The sequence below is a fragment of the Maribacter stanieri genome (genome assembly GCF_900112245.1).
GTDB classification, from domain to species: domain Bacteria; phylum Bacteroidota; class Bacteroidia; order Flavobacteriales; family Flavobacteriaceae; genus Maribacter; species Maribacter stanieri.
Window position 1 is genome coordinate 21,875 of sequence record NZ_FOYX01000003.1, and the last position, 15,963, is coordinate 37,837.

Annotated in this window: 11 protein-coding genes; all 11 read right to left on the reverse strand. The window is 34.8% G+C overall.

Annotation, left to right across the window (positions count from 1 at the left end; genetic code table 11):
* Positions 1–97: 97 nt before the first annotated feature.
* Positions 98–2,101: a DUF349 domain-containing protein gene (locus BM296_RS14040; RefSeq protein WP_027066390.1), complete on the reverse strand. Its 2,004-nt coding sequence runs from the start codon at positions 2,099–2,101 to the stop codon at positions 98–100.
* A 147-nt stretch (positions 2,102–2,248) separates the two neighbouring features.
* The gene (locus BM296_RS14045; RefSeq protein ID WP_091903866.1) at positions 2,249–3,001 is read right to left on the reverse strand and encodes a shikimate dehydrogenase family protein; all 753 of its coding nucleotides are present in this window, start codon (positions 2,999–3,001) and stop codon (positions 2,249–2,251) included.
* A complete protein-coding gene (locus BM296_RS14050) occupies positions 2,973–3,992 on the reverse strand; it encodes a DUF368 domain-containing protein (protein WP_091903868.1) in 1,020 nt (339 codons plus the stop codon). Before BM296_RS14050 ends, BM296_RS14045 begins: the two co-directional genes overlap by 29 nt.
* 12 nt (positions 3,993–4,004) lie before the next feature.
* A complete protein-coding gene (locus BM296_RS14055) occupies positions 4,005–4,919 on the reverse strand; it encodes a DUF368 domain-containing protein (RefSeq protein WP_091903870.1) in 915 nt (304 codons plus the stop codon).
* Positions 4,920–4,936: 17 nt separating this feature from the next.
* On the reverse strand, positions 4,937–6,340 hold the full coding sequence (locus BM296_RS14060; RefSeq protein ID WP_091903872.1) for a tetratricopeptide repeat protein: 1,404 nt from the start codon (positions 6,338–6,340) through the stop codon (positions 4,937–4,939).
* Between the two features lie 104 nt (positions 6,341–6,444).
* Positions 6,445–7,620 carry an aspartate aminotransferase family protein gene (locus BM296_RS14065; RefSeq protein ID WP_091903874.1) on the reverse strand — a complete coding sequence of 392 codons (1,176 nt, stop codon included), beginning with the start codon at positions 7,618–7,620 and terminating at the stop codon, positions 6,445–6,447.
* 9 nt (positions 7,621–7,629) lie between these two features.
* On the reverse strand, positions 7,630–9,333 hold the full coding sequence (locus tag BM296_RS14070) for an OstA-like protein (protein ID WP_245787026.1): 1,704 nt from the start codon (positions 9,331–9,333) through the stop codon (positions 7,630–7,632).
* Between the two features lie 71 nt (positions 9,334–9,404).
* Positions 9,405–10,391, reverse strand: a complete 987-nt coding sequence (locus BM296_RS14075) for a ThuA domain-containing protein (RefSeq protein WP_091903876.1) — start codon at positions 10,389–10,391, stop codon at positions 9,405–9,407.
* A 20-nt stretch (positions 10,392–10,411) separates the two neighbouring features.
* Entirely contained in the window at positions 10,412–13,573 is a 3,162-nt protein-coding gene (locus BM296_RS14080) for a PVC-type heme-binding CxxCH protein (protein WP_091903878.1), read from the reverse strand.
* An 88-nt stretch (positions 13,574–13,661) separates the two neighbouring features.
* Entirely contained in the window at positions 13,662–15,098 is a 1,437-nt protein-coding gene (locus tag BM296_RS14085; RefSeq protein WP_091903881.1) for a Gfo/Idh/MocA family protein, read from the reverse strand.
* A gap of 11 nt (positions 15,099–15,109) precedes the next feature.
* Positions 15,110–15,907, reverse strand: coding sequence for a 3-keto-disaccharide hydrolase (locus tag BM296_RS14090; protein WP_091903883.1), 798 nt, complete (start codon positions 15,905–15,907; stop codon positions 15,110–15,112).
* Positions 15,908–15,963 lie beyond the last annotated feature (56 nt).

The following is a 15,963-nucleotide window of genomic DNA, read 5'->3' on the forward strand; positions in this document are numbered from 1 at the left end:
AAGTATACTATTGTTATATATGTTGTATGTTCAATAAAATGACTCGATATTTTAACCGAATCATTTTATTTTCTAAACTTTTTACTAATCATGAAGATTACTCATCGGCTTCAGGTTCTTCAGCATTTTCACCCTCTTCATCTTTAACCAAATTGTTTTTTAAGATGTTCAGTTTTTTCAATTTTGCCTTCCAAGCAGTCAATGATTCTTTATGTTGATTAACTCTTTTAATAACGTCTTGTACCAATGGATTGCTTTCAGAAGCATTTGAGAAAAATTGTAGGTTATTTTCTAACTGTCTAATTTCATCTTTGCTTTCTTCTATCTTTTTTCTAATGAAAGATCGCTCATTCTGTATAGCACGTTCTTGGTTGTCATTATTAGTGAGCTGTTGAATCTTGTTACCATATTTAAGTAATTCAGATTCTTGTTTGCTGATGCCTAATTTTTGATAAAGGGCATCTATAATTTTATCGAATTTCTGATTGATGTTCTTCTTTTTAAAAGGAACTCTACCGTAAGTTTTCCATTCTTCAGAGAACTTTTTAATGGAAGCTAAATCTTTGGTTTTATCTCCGCTTAGTTCAAATGCTTTAAGTCGATCAATACAATCTTCTTTTAGTTTAAAATTCGCTTCTTCCTCTTTAAAAGCATCATTTTTAAGAGCGTTTAACCTGTCAAAATAGTGATTACATGCTGTTTTAAACTCTTTCCATAACTTGTCGGAGTATTTTCTTGGAACATGACCAATTTTTTTCCACTGTCCTTGAATTCGCTTCATTTCTGAAGTGGCAGCATCAAAATCATCACTGTCTTTTATAGAAACAGCAATCTCTAATAAAGCCCTTTTTTTATCAAGGTTTTCTTGTTGCTCTTTTTTAAGGTTCTTATAGAAAGCATTTTTGTTTTGATTAAATGCTCGTACCGCGGCCTTAAAACTATTCCACGTTTTAGAATTTACTTTTTGCGGTACTTGACCGGCTTTAAAAAAAGCTTCCCTAAGCTCCTCTAATTTTTTAATCTGTTGTTGAAGCGTACCATGGTTACTAGATACATTTTCACTAAGTGTGTTTATTTCAGCAATAATAGCATGCTTGCGCTCTAAATTTTCCTCTTTTATTTTATCAAGATTTTTAAAATAATCTTGTCTTCTTTCGTGTATTATTTTGGTTGCAGCGCTAAAACGATCCCAAATTTCTTCTCTATGATCTTTGCCTACAGGACCTAAATCTTCTTTCCAAATTTTATGTAAAACCTGTAACTCTCTAAATGCTCTATTTAAGTCTGGCTCTTTAGACAACTCTTCTGCTCTAGCAACTATTTTACCTTTCTCTTCTAAATTATGTTTAAAGTCTAAATCTCTTAAATCTCTGTTGATATTTAAGAAATCATAGAAAATTTCAATGTGATGGTGGTAAGTCTTCCATACATTGTTATAATCTGCTCGAGGTATAGGACCAGCATGACGCCATTTTGCCTGTATATCCTTGAAATTATTGTACGTAGTATTTATATCTTCTTCAACGTTTACCAACGCTTTTAACTGTTCTATAAGGTCTAACCTATATGCTAGGTTTTCTTTATGACTTTTTTCTAAGCTTTTGTAATGTTGATTTCTTTTGTCTCTATACTCGGAATAAACTTCGGTAAACTGTCTTTTGTCGACAGAATTATATCTAAAATCTATTTCATTACCACCGTTAGCTATGAACTCTTCCTTTTTTTCTTCTAAAAACTCATCAAACTTTTGGTTGAATTCGTCTTTTATAGCGTCTACGTGTTTTCTTATTGCCTGAACTTTCTCGTTCTTCACCAAGCGTTGTAATTCGCCTACTAAATTTTCCATGTTCATTTCATGGTAATCTGGCATGGGAATTTCATGTCTCTTTTCCGTATCGGTATCCTCAGCATCTTCAGCATTAGAATCGTCAATTTCAACCATGACATCGGCTTCCACTACAGCCTCTTTTGAATCAGTAGATTCTTCTGGCTGTACTTCTTTTGAGATTTCTGGAGAATCAACTGTGTTTTCAGTAGTTTCTGTTACAGCTTTTTCATCAATTGAACTTTCTGGTAGTTCTTGTTTTTTATCCTCAGACATAATCCTAAATTATATGTTTACAAGATAGTGACAACCCCAAGACTAGCAAAGAATTGATTGTTCTTTTTAGTTATTGCAAAAAGTATTAAGCTTGCTGAAACCTATAATTTGCGATGACTGTTGTAAAATAGAAATTAAATATGTCTACTATTGATTCCAGATTTCCCAAGATTTTTCAGCTTGAAATTCTAGCATCTTATGCCCGTTACAAATAGTGGCTCCATTTGCTTTTCCGGCTGCTAGAAATGCAGTTACTTCTGGATTGTAGATAAGGTCGAATAAAAGATGTTCTTTATTGATTTTCGTATAAGGTATTGCTGGCTTATCTTTAATATTAGGGAATGTGCCAACAGGTGAACTGTTGATTATTAAAGTGTGGTTAATTATAATATCATCTGTTAATTCTTGGTAGTTGTAACCATTATTTTTTCCACTTCTGGAAACAAAACTAAAATCTATTTCCAATTCTTGAAGAACAAAGGCAATGGCTTTTGACGCACCACCTGTACCTAAGATTAATGCCTTTTTATGATGCTTTTTCAAGTGAGGTTCTAGAGACTTTTTAAAACCATAAGCATCAGTATTGAAACCAATTAAACCATTTTCAGAAACTTTTATAGTGTTAACGGCTCCAATTTTTTTGGCAGCAATATCTATTTCATTTAAAAATGGAATTACTTCTTCTTTATATGGGATGGTTACATTTAGACCTTTTACATCTGATGTATTTTTTAAAATAGAGGGGAATTCAGAAATGCTTTGCAAATCGAAATTTTGATATGAGTGATTGTTCAACCCCATATCTTCAAACTTCTTTTTAAAATATCCTCTTGAAAATGAATAGGAAATATCTTTTCCTACTAAGCCGAAATTAGCTTTCTGTCTTTCTGTTTTTTCCATACCAATCTAAAAGTAGTAAAATACTAATACCTATTATAATAAAGAATATCGCTGTCCAGTTTTCTACAGTGGTTAAATCTGGAAGAAACCGTTCGTAATTCATTATAATTTTTTTTCCGTTAGTGTCTAAAATCAATTCACCGTCTAATCCGGTTTTAAAAATAGTTTTCTTCCATGGCCACACCACACCTAAGGATCCAGTAATAAACCCTAATATAATTGCAGTTGTAACATGCTTGTAATGTTTCAACACATAAGTTAATAAATGTGATAAGGTAACCAGACCTGTAGCTGATCCCAACGTAAAAACGGCCAGAATTTTAAGGGTATGTAGTCTTTCTTGGTTAGAAGTGAAGCTGAAATCACCTACTAATAGCTCTGAAAATGTATCATATAGGGCATTTACAGAATCTACAAGTAGTAATACATAATTTCCTAATAATATTAAAATAAAAGAACCTGAAAGTCCGGGTAAGGTCATGCCAGATACACTGATCATTCCGCATAGAAAAATGAACAATAGGTTGTCGTTTTCTTTTGCTGGGCTTAGAAAACTAATTGCGACCCCAACACTTAATCCAATAATTGCAGCAGTAAATGTTTTCTTTTTCCAGTAATCGAAATCTTTACCTATATAATATATAGATCCCAGAATCATACCAAAAAAGGTAGCCCAAACAAATAGTTCTCGTTTAACTAAAAAATAGTCTAATACTTTTGATATGCTGAAATAACTAACCAGCATACCAAATATAAGAAGGGTCAAAAAAGAGCCATTAATATATCGGTAGAAACTTTTAAACCTGCCATTAATTAGGAGTTTAAAAGCTTTTGCATTTACTTTTTGAAGTGAATATATAAACTCTTCGTAAAAACCGCCCACAAAGGCAACAATTCCGCCTGATACTCCTGGAACTTTATTGGCCGCGCCCATGCAAAGACCCTTAATGACCAAGAAAAATTTATCGGTAAGGGATCGGGGTTGGTTCATGTATGTTTTCGCTTACTTCTTAGAAGCTGATTTTTCTAATATAAAAATAAGAGAAAAACCGATGATAGCGGCAACAATGGCAAAGGTTAATTGATTATCTCCAGAAAAAGCGAACGGAGAGATATTTTCGTCTATTATAATTTCTTTTTTTCCAATTTGAATGATCTCGATTATATTCTTCCAAGGCCAAATTTTATTCAATGAACCAAGAATAAATCCTGTTAATACGGCAAGGGTTGCATCTTTATAATTGGTGAACATCCACTTTAAAACTCTCGCAAAACTTAATATACCAAATGCGGCACCAAAGGCAAAGGTGATTATAATTCCAAAATCTTTTTCATTAACGGCTTCTAGAACAGTTTTATAAGATCCCAATAAAACCAAAATAAATGAGCCGGATATACCTGGTAGAACCATTGCACAAATTGCTATGGCGCCAGAGAAGAAAATAAAAGGCAAACTACCAGAACTAGCCGATGGGGGTAAGGTAGTTATGTAAAATGCACTTGCTGTGCCTATAATGAATAATAATATTGCTAATATGTTCCACTTTTTTATAGACTTAGCTACAAAAATGACACTTGCCAATACTAGTCCAAAAAAGAAAGACCAAGTTGGTATTGGGTGATCTTCTAAAAGCCACGCAATTAATTTTGATAAAGAGAAAATACTAATCATCATTCCAATGAGCAAAGCCAAAAGGAAATTACCGTTCAGTTTTTTCCAAAACATTTTAAAGCCTTCTTCCTTAAGTACTTTTAAGGTGGTTAGGTTTACATTGTTTATTGAAGTAATGAATTCTTCGTAAATACCTGTAACAAAGGCTATTGTTCCTCCAGATACTCCAGGTACCAATTCTGCAATACCCATTCCCATACCTTTTAATGATATGAAAGTATAATCTTTAAGTTTTCTATTCTCCATGAACTGTAGAACCCTTTCTATGAGGTTTTATTGTATTTTTTTACAATTTCTTGTGTCCATTCAGACTTGCCATATTTTGGAAAATTTTCTGTGAACAAATGTAGTTTTTTCTGCTTTTTATCAATTTTCAATGCATCCATCAACATTATACGTGCGTTAATAGGATCTTCTGCAAGTAAAAGATAGCCAACAGATCGGTATAGTAATTTTAAGCTCTCTGGGTAAAATTCTCTTCCTTGAGATAAAATCTCCACAGCTGCCGCAGGTTCCCCATTATTATGCACTACCTCAGCCCAACTTAGCCACGTTTCTAATTCGTAATTTCCTAAATCTACTGCTTGTTTGAATGCGAAATTGGCTTGGTCATAGTTTTTAAGAGCCATATGAATTTTGGCACACTTTTTCCAATATTGAGGATTTTCTCCATCTATATTCAGTGCCTTATTAATATAAAATACAGCCTTTTCATAATCCTTCTTGTTGTAATAAAGATTTGTAATGGCCAACCAACCCTTATCTAATTGAGGATCCTCGTGTACAGTTTGGTAGAAATAGTATTTTGCCATTTCGGTATCCTTCAACTTTTCATAACATTTTCCTATTCTTAAAAATGCATGAGATGTAGGGTCTTCAATAGAGATAGTTGTCTCGTAATTTTCGATAGCCTCTTTATATCTGCCTAATTTTTCAAGTACTTTTCCTTTTTCAAAATAGGCCCCTATAAAGGTATCATCTGAGATAATAGCAAAATCAAAAGCAGATAGTGCTTCATTAAACATTTCTTTATAGTAGTATTGTTTACCTAGTTGGTGCCAAGCTACCTCACAATAAGGATTCTTCTCTAAATATCCGTTTAAATAAATAATTGCGCCCTCATAATCTTCAAGAAACTCAAAGCAATAAATAACATTATATAATGATGAGTAATCTTGCTCGTCGAACTCTACGCACTTCATAAAACTTTCTTTGGCATTGTTGAAGTTGTCCATGAACAAATACTCCATGCCTAAAAGGCTATAAATGTCAAAACTGTTATTGGTGATGCTTAACGCCTTTTGAAGAAGTGCTATTGCACCTTCATGGTTGTCTAGTTTAGAATAAATATTTGCGCGTTGAATATAAATTTCTTCATTATGGTTGTCTAAAAGTTGAAGTTCATCTAAAAGCGCTTCAGCTTTATCCATTTGGTTTTCAAAAACCATGACTTCAACTTGAAGTAATTTTAACTCAATGGAGCCGGGGTGTTGTTGCAGACCAATCTTAATTCCTTTTTTAGCCAAAGAAATTTTACCATGATTTAAATAATGGTGTACAATATCTTCAAAATCCTCGGCATCAAAGAAATAGACATCATCTGTCTTTAACATTGATTCGAATTTTGTTATTGGCTTGTCCGGTCTCTCGTTAGATTCTAACGCCATAGGAACTTTTTGGGTTTACTAGATAATTTAAAAGTAAGTGTTTGTACGGGGGTTAGGCCATTGTAATCATCTATATTATTAACAAATTAGTTAACAACATTGATTTACAAAGAATTAAGAAGTGCTAAAATAATCTCACATCCTTCTTGAATCTCTTTTTTTGTTATAGTTAATGGTGGCGATATACGAACAGCCCTATTTTCAAATAATAACCAAAACAAGATTAGGTGTTTTTCTTTGGCTTGTAGTACTAACTGATTGGCTGTTTCTGGGGTATCCATAATAAGTGCCAACATTAAACCTCTACCTCTAATTTCTTTTATCTTCGGATGTTTTAATAGCTTCTTAAAAAGTGATTCTTTTTTTAAAGTATCCTCAATTAAAGAGGAATTTAATAACATATTTAAGGTGGCTAAACTTGAAGCGGCAATTACAGGATTTCCTCCAAACGTAGTAATATGACCCATTTTTGGATTTTCACTCAAGGTGTGCATTATTTCTATGCTAGATGTAAAGGCACCAACCGGTAAACCGGATGCCATTCCCTTTCCAATCACCAATATATCCGGAATACAATCAAAGTGTTCAAAAGCAAATAACTTACCTGTTCTGCCAAAACCTGGCTGTATTTCATCAAGAATTAATAAAGCACCCATTTCTTTACAACGATCCATCACTTTCTTTAGGTACCCATTTTTGGGAAGAATAAAACCAGCGCCACCTTGTATAGTTTCAAGTATTACACAAGCAGTTTTATGTGTTATCTTTTCTAAATCTTCTTCATTATTGAATTCTATATGATAGATATCTGGAAGTAAAGGTCTAAATACACTTTTGCGTTCTTCAAAATCCATAAGACTTAAGCTGCCCATCGTATTACCATGATATGCGGATTTTGCCGCTATAATTTCTGAACGTCCTGTATATCTTCGTGCCAATTTTAAAGCACCCTCTATAGCTTCGGTACCTGAGTTTACCAAATAAGTAACCTCTAAAGGTTCTGGTAAATTAGCAGCCAATAATTTTGTATACGTAGTTGCAGGAGATTGGGCATATTCTCCGTACACCATAACATGCATATATTTTTCTACTTGTTCTTTTATTGCAGAAACCACGTTAGGATGACAATGGCCTAGTGTACATGCAGATACACCTGCTACAAAATCTAAATGGGCATTGCCATCGGTGTCATAGATATAACTTCCGCTAGCGTGCGATACCTCCATACCTAATGGATAAGGAGAGGTTTGTGCTTGGTATTTTATAAAGTCTTTGTTCATGTGAAATCTCTATTTCACTTTTTTAGGCTTTACAGATTTTTTAGGGTCTGTAGCTTTATCTTGTGTAGGGATATTATTTACGGGGTCAGATTCGTTTTGACTTCGCTGCATTTCTTCGGCATCAATATCTATAGGGTTGTCAATTCCATTAATAATAACTAGCTCTAGGTTATTATCATCTTCATCAAAAATATCTTCTTTAGTCAATATGCGTTCATCGCCACGCCATACAAATCCTTTTAAAATTCTACTGTTTTTTGGTAAATCTTTCTCAGGGAAAATATCTCCATCAGGGTTTGTATAGAAAGTAAGGTCTTCTATATCGTTATCTACCATAGTAATACGAATCTTACTACAAACAGTTTTGTCAATGCCTATTAATTCGTCATCATCATTGTACATATAATATACAACTTCAGTATTTTGAACTAGGTCAATTAGTTTAAGTTCATTTTCAATAAACTTACCAAAGAGATTAATTCCCTTTGCTTGATTATAGCCCGTCATGCTAACACTATCAAGAGAAATAATGAATGCATTTTTCAGCACTTTTAAGGAGTCTAATTTTTCGGTTTCTAAATTTGATTTTAAATGTATGCTATCACCGGTCATTTGGTTGGCACCGTTCCAAATTATAGGATTTCTTATCAATTGCGTAATACCTGTTTTCTGCTCAGAATGTATACTATCACATTTGCCACTTAAATCTGTCTTGTAGAATTTTGCATTTCTAAATGCTCTTAAAACTCTATCTTCTGGTTTCCCGGTTACCATTAGTGTATCACCATGTACAAATAAAGAATCTTTTTCTTGTACAGAAATTGAAACGGCTCTTCTAGTAGCAAAAACGGAATCCTTGGCTTTGAATACTTCGGCATAATGAGCTCTAATTATTCCGTTGTTTATGGTATCTGTAACAGTAATATTATTGGTAGCGGAAGCAAACTCTTTTGCCTTGTTAAAATAGACGCTGTCACCTTCTATAATTCTATTGTTATAATCTATTCGGGTGTTCTTAATTCCGTAACCGCTTTCAATTTTAGTATCGTAAAAACCTCTCTCGCAATATATTTTATATGACTCGCCATTAATGGTGGATGGACCATACATGTAGGCATTTTTAGAGGTTGTATAATAATCTAATTGTTCAGAATCTACCGTGTATTTAGGGTTTTGAACATGTACACTATCTAAAAATTGATACTTTTTAAGTTCCATGAAATACTTGCCAATTTTACTAGTCAATGTATTCGTAGAATCTACCACCGTGCCATTATCTTGGTAAAATGCTTCTTGCTTTTCTCGATCTAAACGTAAGGTGTCCGTTCTTAAAGTCATGTCAGAATTTGTCAAAACAACGTTACCCCAAGCTTTTGCCAATTTCACATCACCTAAATAGTTGATTTTTTTACTTGTCATTTCAACGGAATCGCCTTGTTTTAAAATGACATTTCCAATAGCTTCTAAACGGTTTTCTAATTGGTAATAAATAGCCACATCGCACCATAGGTCAGCACCTTGGTGTTCAAATTGTACTTGGCGATCATCTTTACTAAAGATAGATGCACCTGGATATTCAACCTCATTTTTAGTGAAATTGGCACCGTAGACAATATTAATTTGTTTCGGTCCTTCTTCAGCTTTCTCTTCTTGGGCTATACCTAATATTGAGAAAGTGAAAAATAATAAGATGGCTACACAAAAGTTTTTCAATCTACTTTTTTTTCAAAAATAGAACATTTTAAAAGAGCGCATAAAACTATTAGCATACATTTAGTAAAGTGCTATAATATAGGCTCTGGTTTACGATTCTTTTTAAATTTTTGACCGAATCCAGAATTATTAGGTAGAAAAGGTTCATCTAAAGTGACATTAACGCCATCTTTGGGTATGCTATCTTCTTTACCTAAAGCCCAATAAATTCCGTTCATTACTATTTTTCGCGTAACAGGTAATTTTAAATCATAAGGATGCCCAAGGGTGGTAAAGAAAATTCTAGCCTTTTTGCCTGATGTTCCCGTATAACTTTTGGTCCATGCTACAGGGTTGTCCAAAGAGTACTCATCTAACTTACCATTTATTTCATGTTGAGATTTTGTTGAATGCCCCATTAAAATTGGTTCACTATCTCCTTGTAATTTCCAATCCCCACCGTCTACATGATATAGCCATGAATAAGCTTCAAATTCAGAAAAACCATTTAATATTGGGTTGTTTTCATGACCTTCTTTGATAGATATATTTGTCACCGGGTACTTGCCATCATCAAAATGACCATGGTGGGTAATCCATTGTTGACCAAAAACTTTTGCGGGCCAAGCATTATTAAATTCAATTAATGTAGAATCATTGTCATATTTAAAAGCATGTGAAGTGGTTCTAAAACCAACCATAGGCTTGCCAGATTCTACATAGTTGGTGATATAATCACGCTCGGTTTTAGGAAGATTTCTAAAACGCATAAATACTACCATTAAATCTGCAGTTTCTAATGCTTCTAACCCAGCAATATGGTCTGTTCTATTAGGGTCAATATAACCCAAACTATCTACAGAATAGACAACTGTAACCTTAGCGCCCAATTCTCTTTTTGCCAACTTGGCTAACATTGGGAAAGATTCTTCTGAACGATACTCTTCTTCTCCTGTAACAAATACAATGTGAGGAGGCTTAACTTCATCTCTCAAATTAGTCTCTTTGCTTTCTTTCGTTTTTTCGCCGCATGCGGTTAGTATACTTAAAAAAAGTAGTGCTATATATTTCAATTTCATAGGATTAATTTTATTATTATTTATTTCATTGGATGTTCATTAAGCAACTCATCTGGTGTATAAAAACTGTTACGATCCTTAGTTGCTGCTCTGACCTCTTTCACTTTATTGGGGTCAATAACTGATGCCTTGTTACCAAAGGAATTTCTAACATAAGTAAGAACTGCTGCAATTTCATCATCTTTTAAAAGTCCTTTGAAAGCCATCATAGGTACCTGACCTTCATAATGATTACCCATTATGTTCATTGGACCGTAAAGTCCGTGCAATGCTAATTTTATCAGCCGTTCTTCATCTCCTAGAACCCATTCTTGCCCTACTAAAGTTGGGTAGCCGGCTTTTTGTAAACCCGTACCCGCTTCTTGGTGGCAGGTTATACAATAGCCTTCGGTTTCATAAATTTTCTTTCCCTTTGCGAAAACTTCTAAATCATCGCCTTTTAGGTGGGAGGCAAGTATTTTTTCTGAAGCCTCTTCTAAAAAATTACCGGTTAACCTAGTTTCGGCAAAATTAAAAGAGTCTTGCATCCATTCATCTAATGGATACTTTCTAGCAACTTCTAATATTTCCATGCCTTCAGATTTTGGTAACCATGATGCAGCTGTAATAGCCTCTAAACGAACCCTTCCATGTTTATCTGTTGCGGCAATTTTCAATAAATCTTGAGAATTGTTCAATTGATGCCTCATATATCGAATTACCCTAACAACGGCAGCGCGAACTCTGTGGTCATCAGATTTTAATAAGGCTTCTAAAAGTGGTGCATCTACTTTATTTAATCCCCATGAAACCCATAAAGCTTCTAAACGGTTATGGTCGTAATTAGAATCGTCTTTGTCTAAGTTGTTCACCCAAGTATTTAAATAACCAAGCACTTCATCTGTATTTCTTCCTCGTAATTCACGACGGGTTCTATAACGAGTTCTGTATTCAGGTAATTTTAAATTTTCAAATAATTGCGCTATTGAAGCTCCGTCAATTTTAGCGGGTTCAACCAAAGGTCTAGAAGGGTAGGTAATTCTATAAATTCTACCATGTACATGATCTCTTAATGGATCACGGGCATTATGCTGCATATGACCTATTAATACATTGTGCCAATCAACTACATATAATGATCCATCAGGTGCAATTTCCATTTCAACAGGTCTAAAATTTGGATCGGTACTAGTTATTAAATCTTGTCTGTGTTTAGATTTGTAGCCTGTACCATTTTCCATCATTTGATGTTGCTTTAAACCTAAGAAACCGATAGAATTTGCTAATAACATATCTCCTTGAACTTCGTCAGGGAAATGGCTGCTAGATATAAATTCCATTCCAGAAGTTGGTCTAACCCGATGTGCTTCTTCAACCAATTCTTCGGTCAATGGAGATGCAATACCATAAATTGGTTTTAGCGAGCTTGGCATCATCCAGTTTACTTTGGGGCCTGAGGTGTGTAAAAAGAAATCTTGACCCCATTCGTCAAATGCAATTCCCCATGGATTTGGTATTGGAACCTGTAGTGTGCGTTCTAAGTGTTTTCTCTGTGGATTGTATCTGTAAAATCCACCATTGGTAGCTCTAACTGGTCCGTATGAGGTTTCAACATTCGTATGGAGAAAAACTCCTTCAGACATGTAAAATGCACCTGAAGGGTCTGCACAAAATGCTGAAATAGCATGGTGTGTATCGTGGTCGTCAAATCCACTTAATACTATTTCTACTTTATCTGCCTTGTCATCACCATCGGTGTCTGTGTAAAGTTTTAAGTTGGTGCCTTGACTTACATAAACTCCTTCAGGAGTAAATTCAAAGCCTATGGGTAAATGTAATTTATCGGCAAAGACAGTTTCTTTATCTGCCTTACCATCATTGTCGGTATCTTCTAATATGATGATTTTGTCATCTGGCTTTGTGTCACCAGGTTTGTAATGCGGGTAAGAGGGTAGGGTAGCGACCCATAATCTACCTTTATTATCAAAAGATATCTGTGCAGGATTGGCCAGATTTGGAAATTCTTTTTCTGAAGCGAATAGTTCTACTTTATAACCTTTAGGTACCGTCAAGGTTTCTATGGCTTCTTCACCATATTTATAATGAGTAATGTCTTCCCCGTTGCCTAAGTTGTAATTGGTTTCTACAATAGGTAGTTTGCTTGTGAGTGCATCAGCTGATTTTATATCATAGGTATTCCCTACTGCAGTTGCCCAAATAGATGAATCTCTAATTGTAGTAAGTTGTCTTGTTTTCTTTATTTCAAATGGATAGTTATCTGGACCATAAGGTGCATGTCTTCTACCAAAAACATGGACACCATTGGGAATTTTATAATCGTTGTGCCAATGGAAATTTTTCTCTTTAACAGCATCGTTTACCGCTACTCTTTTTTCTTCTGATTTTATAGCTTTATTCCCGGTAAGTTTATCGGCTAAGAATTCAGCGAGCTTATTATATCCTTCTTCGTTTAATTGAGAACCATCTATAGTGAAATCAGTTTCAGGGTTCTCAAACCATTTTTTTGAAGGATTGTATACGTCTATAAATGGTATATTATTACTTGCAGATATTGCTTTCATTGCATCTGCCAATAATTTGAGATTTTCATTTTCTAAATCACCATTTGGTACATCTACATGGTCTGATATATTTTCAAAAGCAATAGGCGAAACGATTACCAATTGTGGAGTGGTAGAACCATTATATTTCTGACTTAGGGAGTGTTTTATAAATGCATCTAATTCCGTCTTATAATTTTCTAAGCCAGCAGCACCTTCAAAAGATTCATTGTAGCCGAAAAAGGCTAAGATTATATCAGCTTCTAATCGTGATAGCCATTCATCTGGAGTTTCAAAAACTCCTTCGCTGCCAGAATTTTGTGCTAGTTCTGACTGAAATTTTTCTGCTCCGGGAAAAGCCCAAGGAGAAACACGACCTGAATGTGGTCTAAAACCAGGTGTGTCACCACCATCGCACATGTTTCTAATTATAAGTGAATCGTTTGGGTGCCGAAGTTGTAATTCAGTCTCTAGACTGCCATAATTTAGCATTCTAGAGCCTAAATTGTTTCCTATTAAAACAATGGAAGAATGAGGTGTTATCTGTACTAGCGGTTCTTTGTTTTCGGTACAACTGTAAATCATTAGAATACTAATGAATAGCAAGGCTAATCTAAAAGGTAAGGTAAAGATTTTTGTCATTATTGAGTATGTTGTTTGAGGTTGGTACCTTTAAATATAGATATAAAAAAACCACTCGAAAGTGGTTTTTGTTATTTTACAGTATGATTTAGAAATTTCTATAATCACCTTCTAGAAAAGCATTGGCTTCTTCTTCAGCGAACTTGGCATTTTCACTGTCCCAATGTAAAACTTGATTTGGGAATCTGCCGGCAATTACACCTAACAAAATAGTTTCCGTTAGTCTAGATGCATATGAAAAAGGTGCGGTGGTTTTATCGGTGCCCAAACATGCATCTACAAATTGATGATAATGTTTAGGTCCTTCAGTATCATAGTTACGGATAGGTTTGCCCATATTATTGGCTTTTTCTACAGCTTCTATTTCTGCAGATATATCTACATATTCACCATCTACTATTTTCTTAGGTAGTTGCATAAAGTGAGGAAGTAATAATCTACCCTTCTCGCCAATGAACATAGCCCCTTGGTCTGGTAACGTTCCTTCACCAGCTTCCTTGGTATCTAGAGACATTTTATCTTCCATTGATTCTTTTGAAGTATCTTCGGTAGAAGTCGTGCTCTTTGCGCCTGGTAATATTAAATCTTCATGATCTTCCGGAGCGCCAGGGCCGTCATACCACACCCATTTTAAAGTTTCTGCAGTATATTCAGTCTGTGGAAATTCATAGGTTACTACATTTTTCTGCGGAAAACCAAAACCGTTTGGTTCTCTACATTCATTTTTAATGGTTTTTGGAACTTGTAGGTTTAAAGCATTGTATGGTGTATCAAATATATGAACGCCCATATCCCCTAAGGTTCCACAACCATAGTCTACAAGTTTTCTCCAGTTTCCAGGGTGATAGAAACCTTCTTTATATGGTCTTTCTGCAGAAGTCCCCAACCATAAATTCCAATCTAATGATTCTGGAATGGGATCTGATCCTGTTGGCTCAGTTCCGTCATATCCCCAATCTTTTGGTGACCATGCACGTACTGTATGTACTTTTCCAATGATGCCTGATTGTATTAGTAAGGTAGCAAGTTTATAATCATAAAATGAATGTACTTGAATTCCCATTTGGGTAACCAAACCTTTTTCTTCTGCTAGCTTGTTCATTGCTCTAGCTTCAGATACATAATGGGTAAGTGGTTTTTGACAATAAACTGGTTTGTCCATTTCCATTGCCATCATTGAAGCTGGTGCATGAGTATGGTCTGGTGTAGAAACGACTACAGCATCTATTTCATCGCCCATTTCTTTTAACATCACCCTATAATCTGTATATGTTTTTGCATTTGGATGTAGCTCTTTTGCTGCGGCCAAATTATTAGCATCTACATCACATAATACAGTTACATCAACTTTAGCATGAGATGAAATTGCTTTCAAATCTTCCGCTCCCATGTTGCCAACACCAATATGTGCCGTACGAAGTCTGGTTAGTTTTTTTTCCTCTTTCTTACATGACCAAAGTCCAGAGGGTAATAATACGAATGTGGACAATGCGGCTGCGTTTTTTATAAAATCTCTTTTATTCATTGGTGTGGTGATTATAGTTTTTTAATTTTTATGTTGCGGAACCAGATAGGACTGGAATGATCTTGAAAACCAATGTATCCAGTTTTGAACTTGCCATAATCTTCGCTGTTCTTCCATTTGTCCGAATTCTTTTTTTCGTACCATGCATCGTCCCAAGGAACAAATGAAACTACTTTTTTCCCATTTAACCAGTGCTCAACTTGCTCTGGTGTAAATATGATTCTAGTAGTGTTCCATTCACCTACTGGGTGTAATATTTTACCTTCTGGGTCTGCAGCATGCATGGCATAGTCAGAAGCAGTTTGTTGTAAAGGTTTAAGCTCTTCCGGTTTATCAGTATATCCTAAGCTTAAGTTGTAATCGGTTAAATCATGAATACTGGCATAGTTTTCATCATCGATCAATTGATATTCTGGAGATACTTCTGGTGGACTGTCGTAACCCTCTTTTAAATGGTAGAAAATACCGCTATTGCCACCCTTTGGTAATTTCCATTCTACATACAGTTCAAAATTTTCAAATTCCTCATCGCCATATATAATGTCCGTACCGCCGGTATAATCTTGTTCTTTTCCTAACTCTGTGTCAAATTGTAGTTCACCGTCTTTTGCAATCCAGCCAGGGGGTAATTCTTTTCCGTTGTATGCGCGCCAGCCTTTCGTAGTTTCGCCATCGAATAAGGTTATCCATTCCCCTTCAGATTTTTGTTCTTTAGCGACCTGCTCTTCAACTTTTTCTTTTTTTTCTGTTTTGCATGCCGTAGCTAAAACAAGAAATAAAAGAAGCATAGTGTAGGTTGTTTTTTTCATTAGTTGATTTGTATATAAGTTGTTGTTGAATTGTGAAAATGTAAATTTTGCACAGT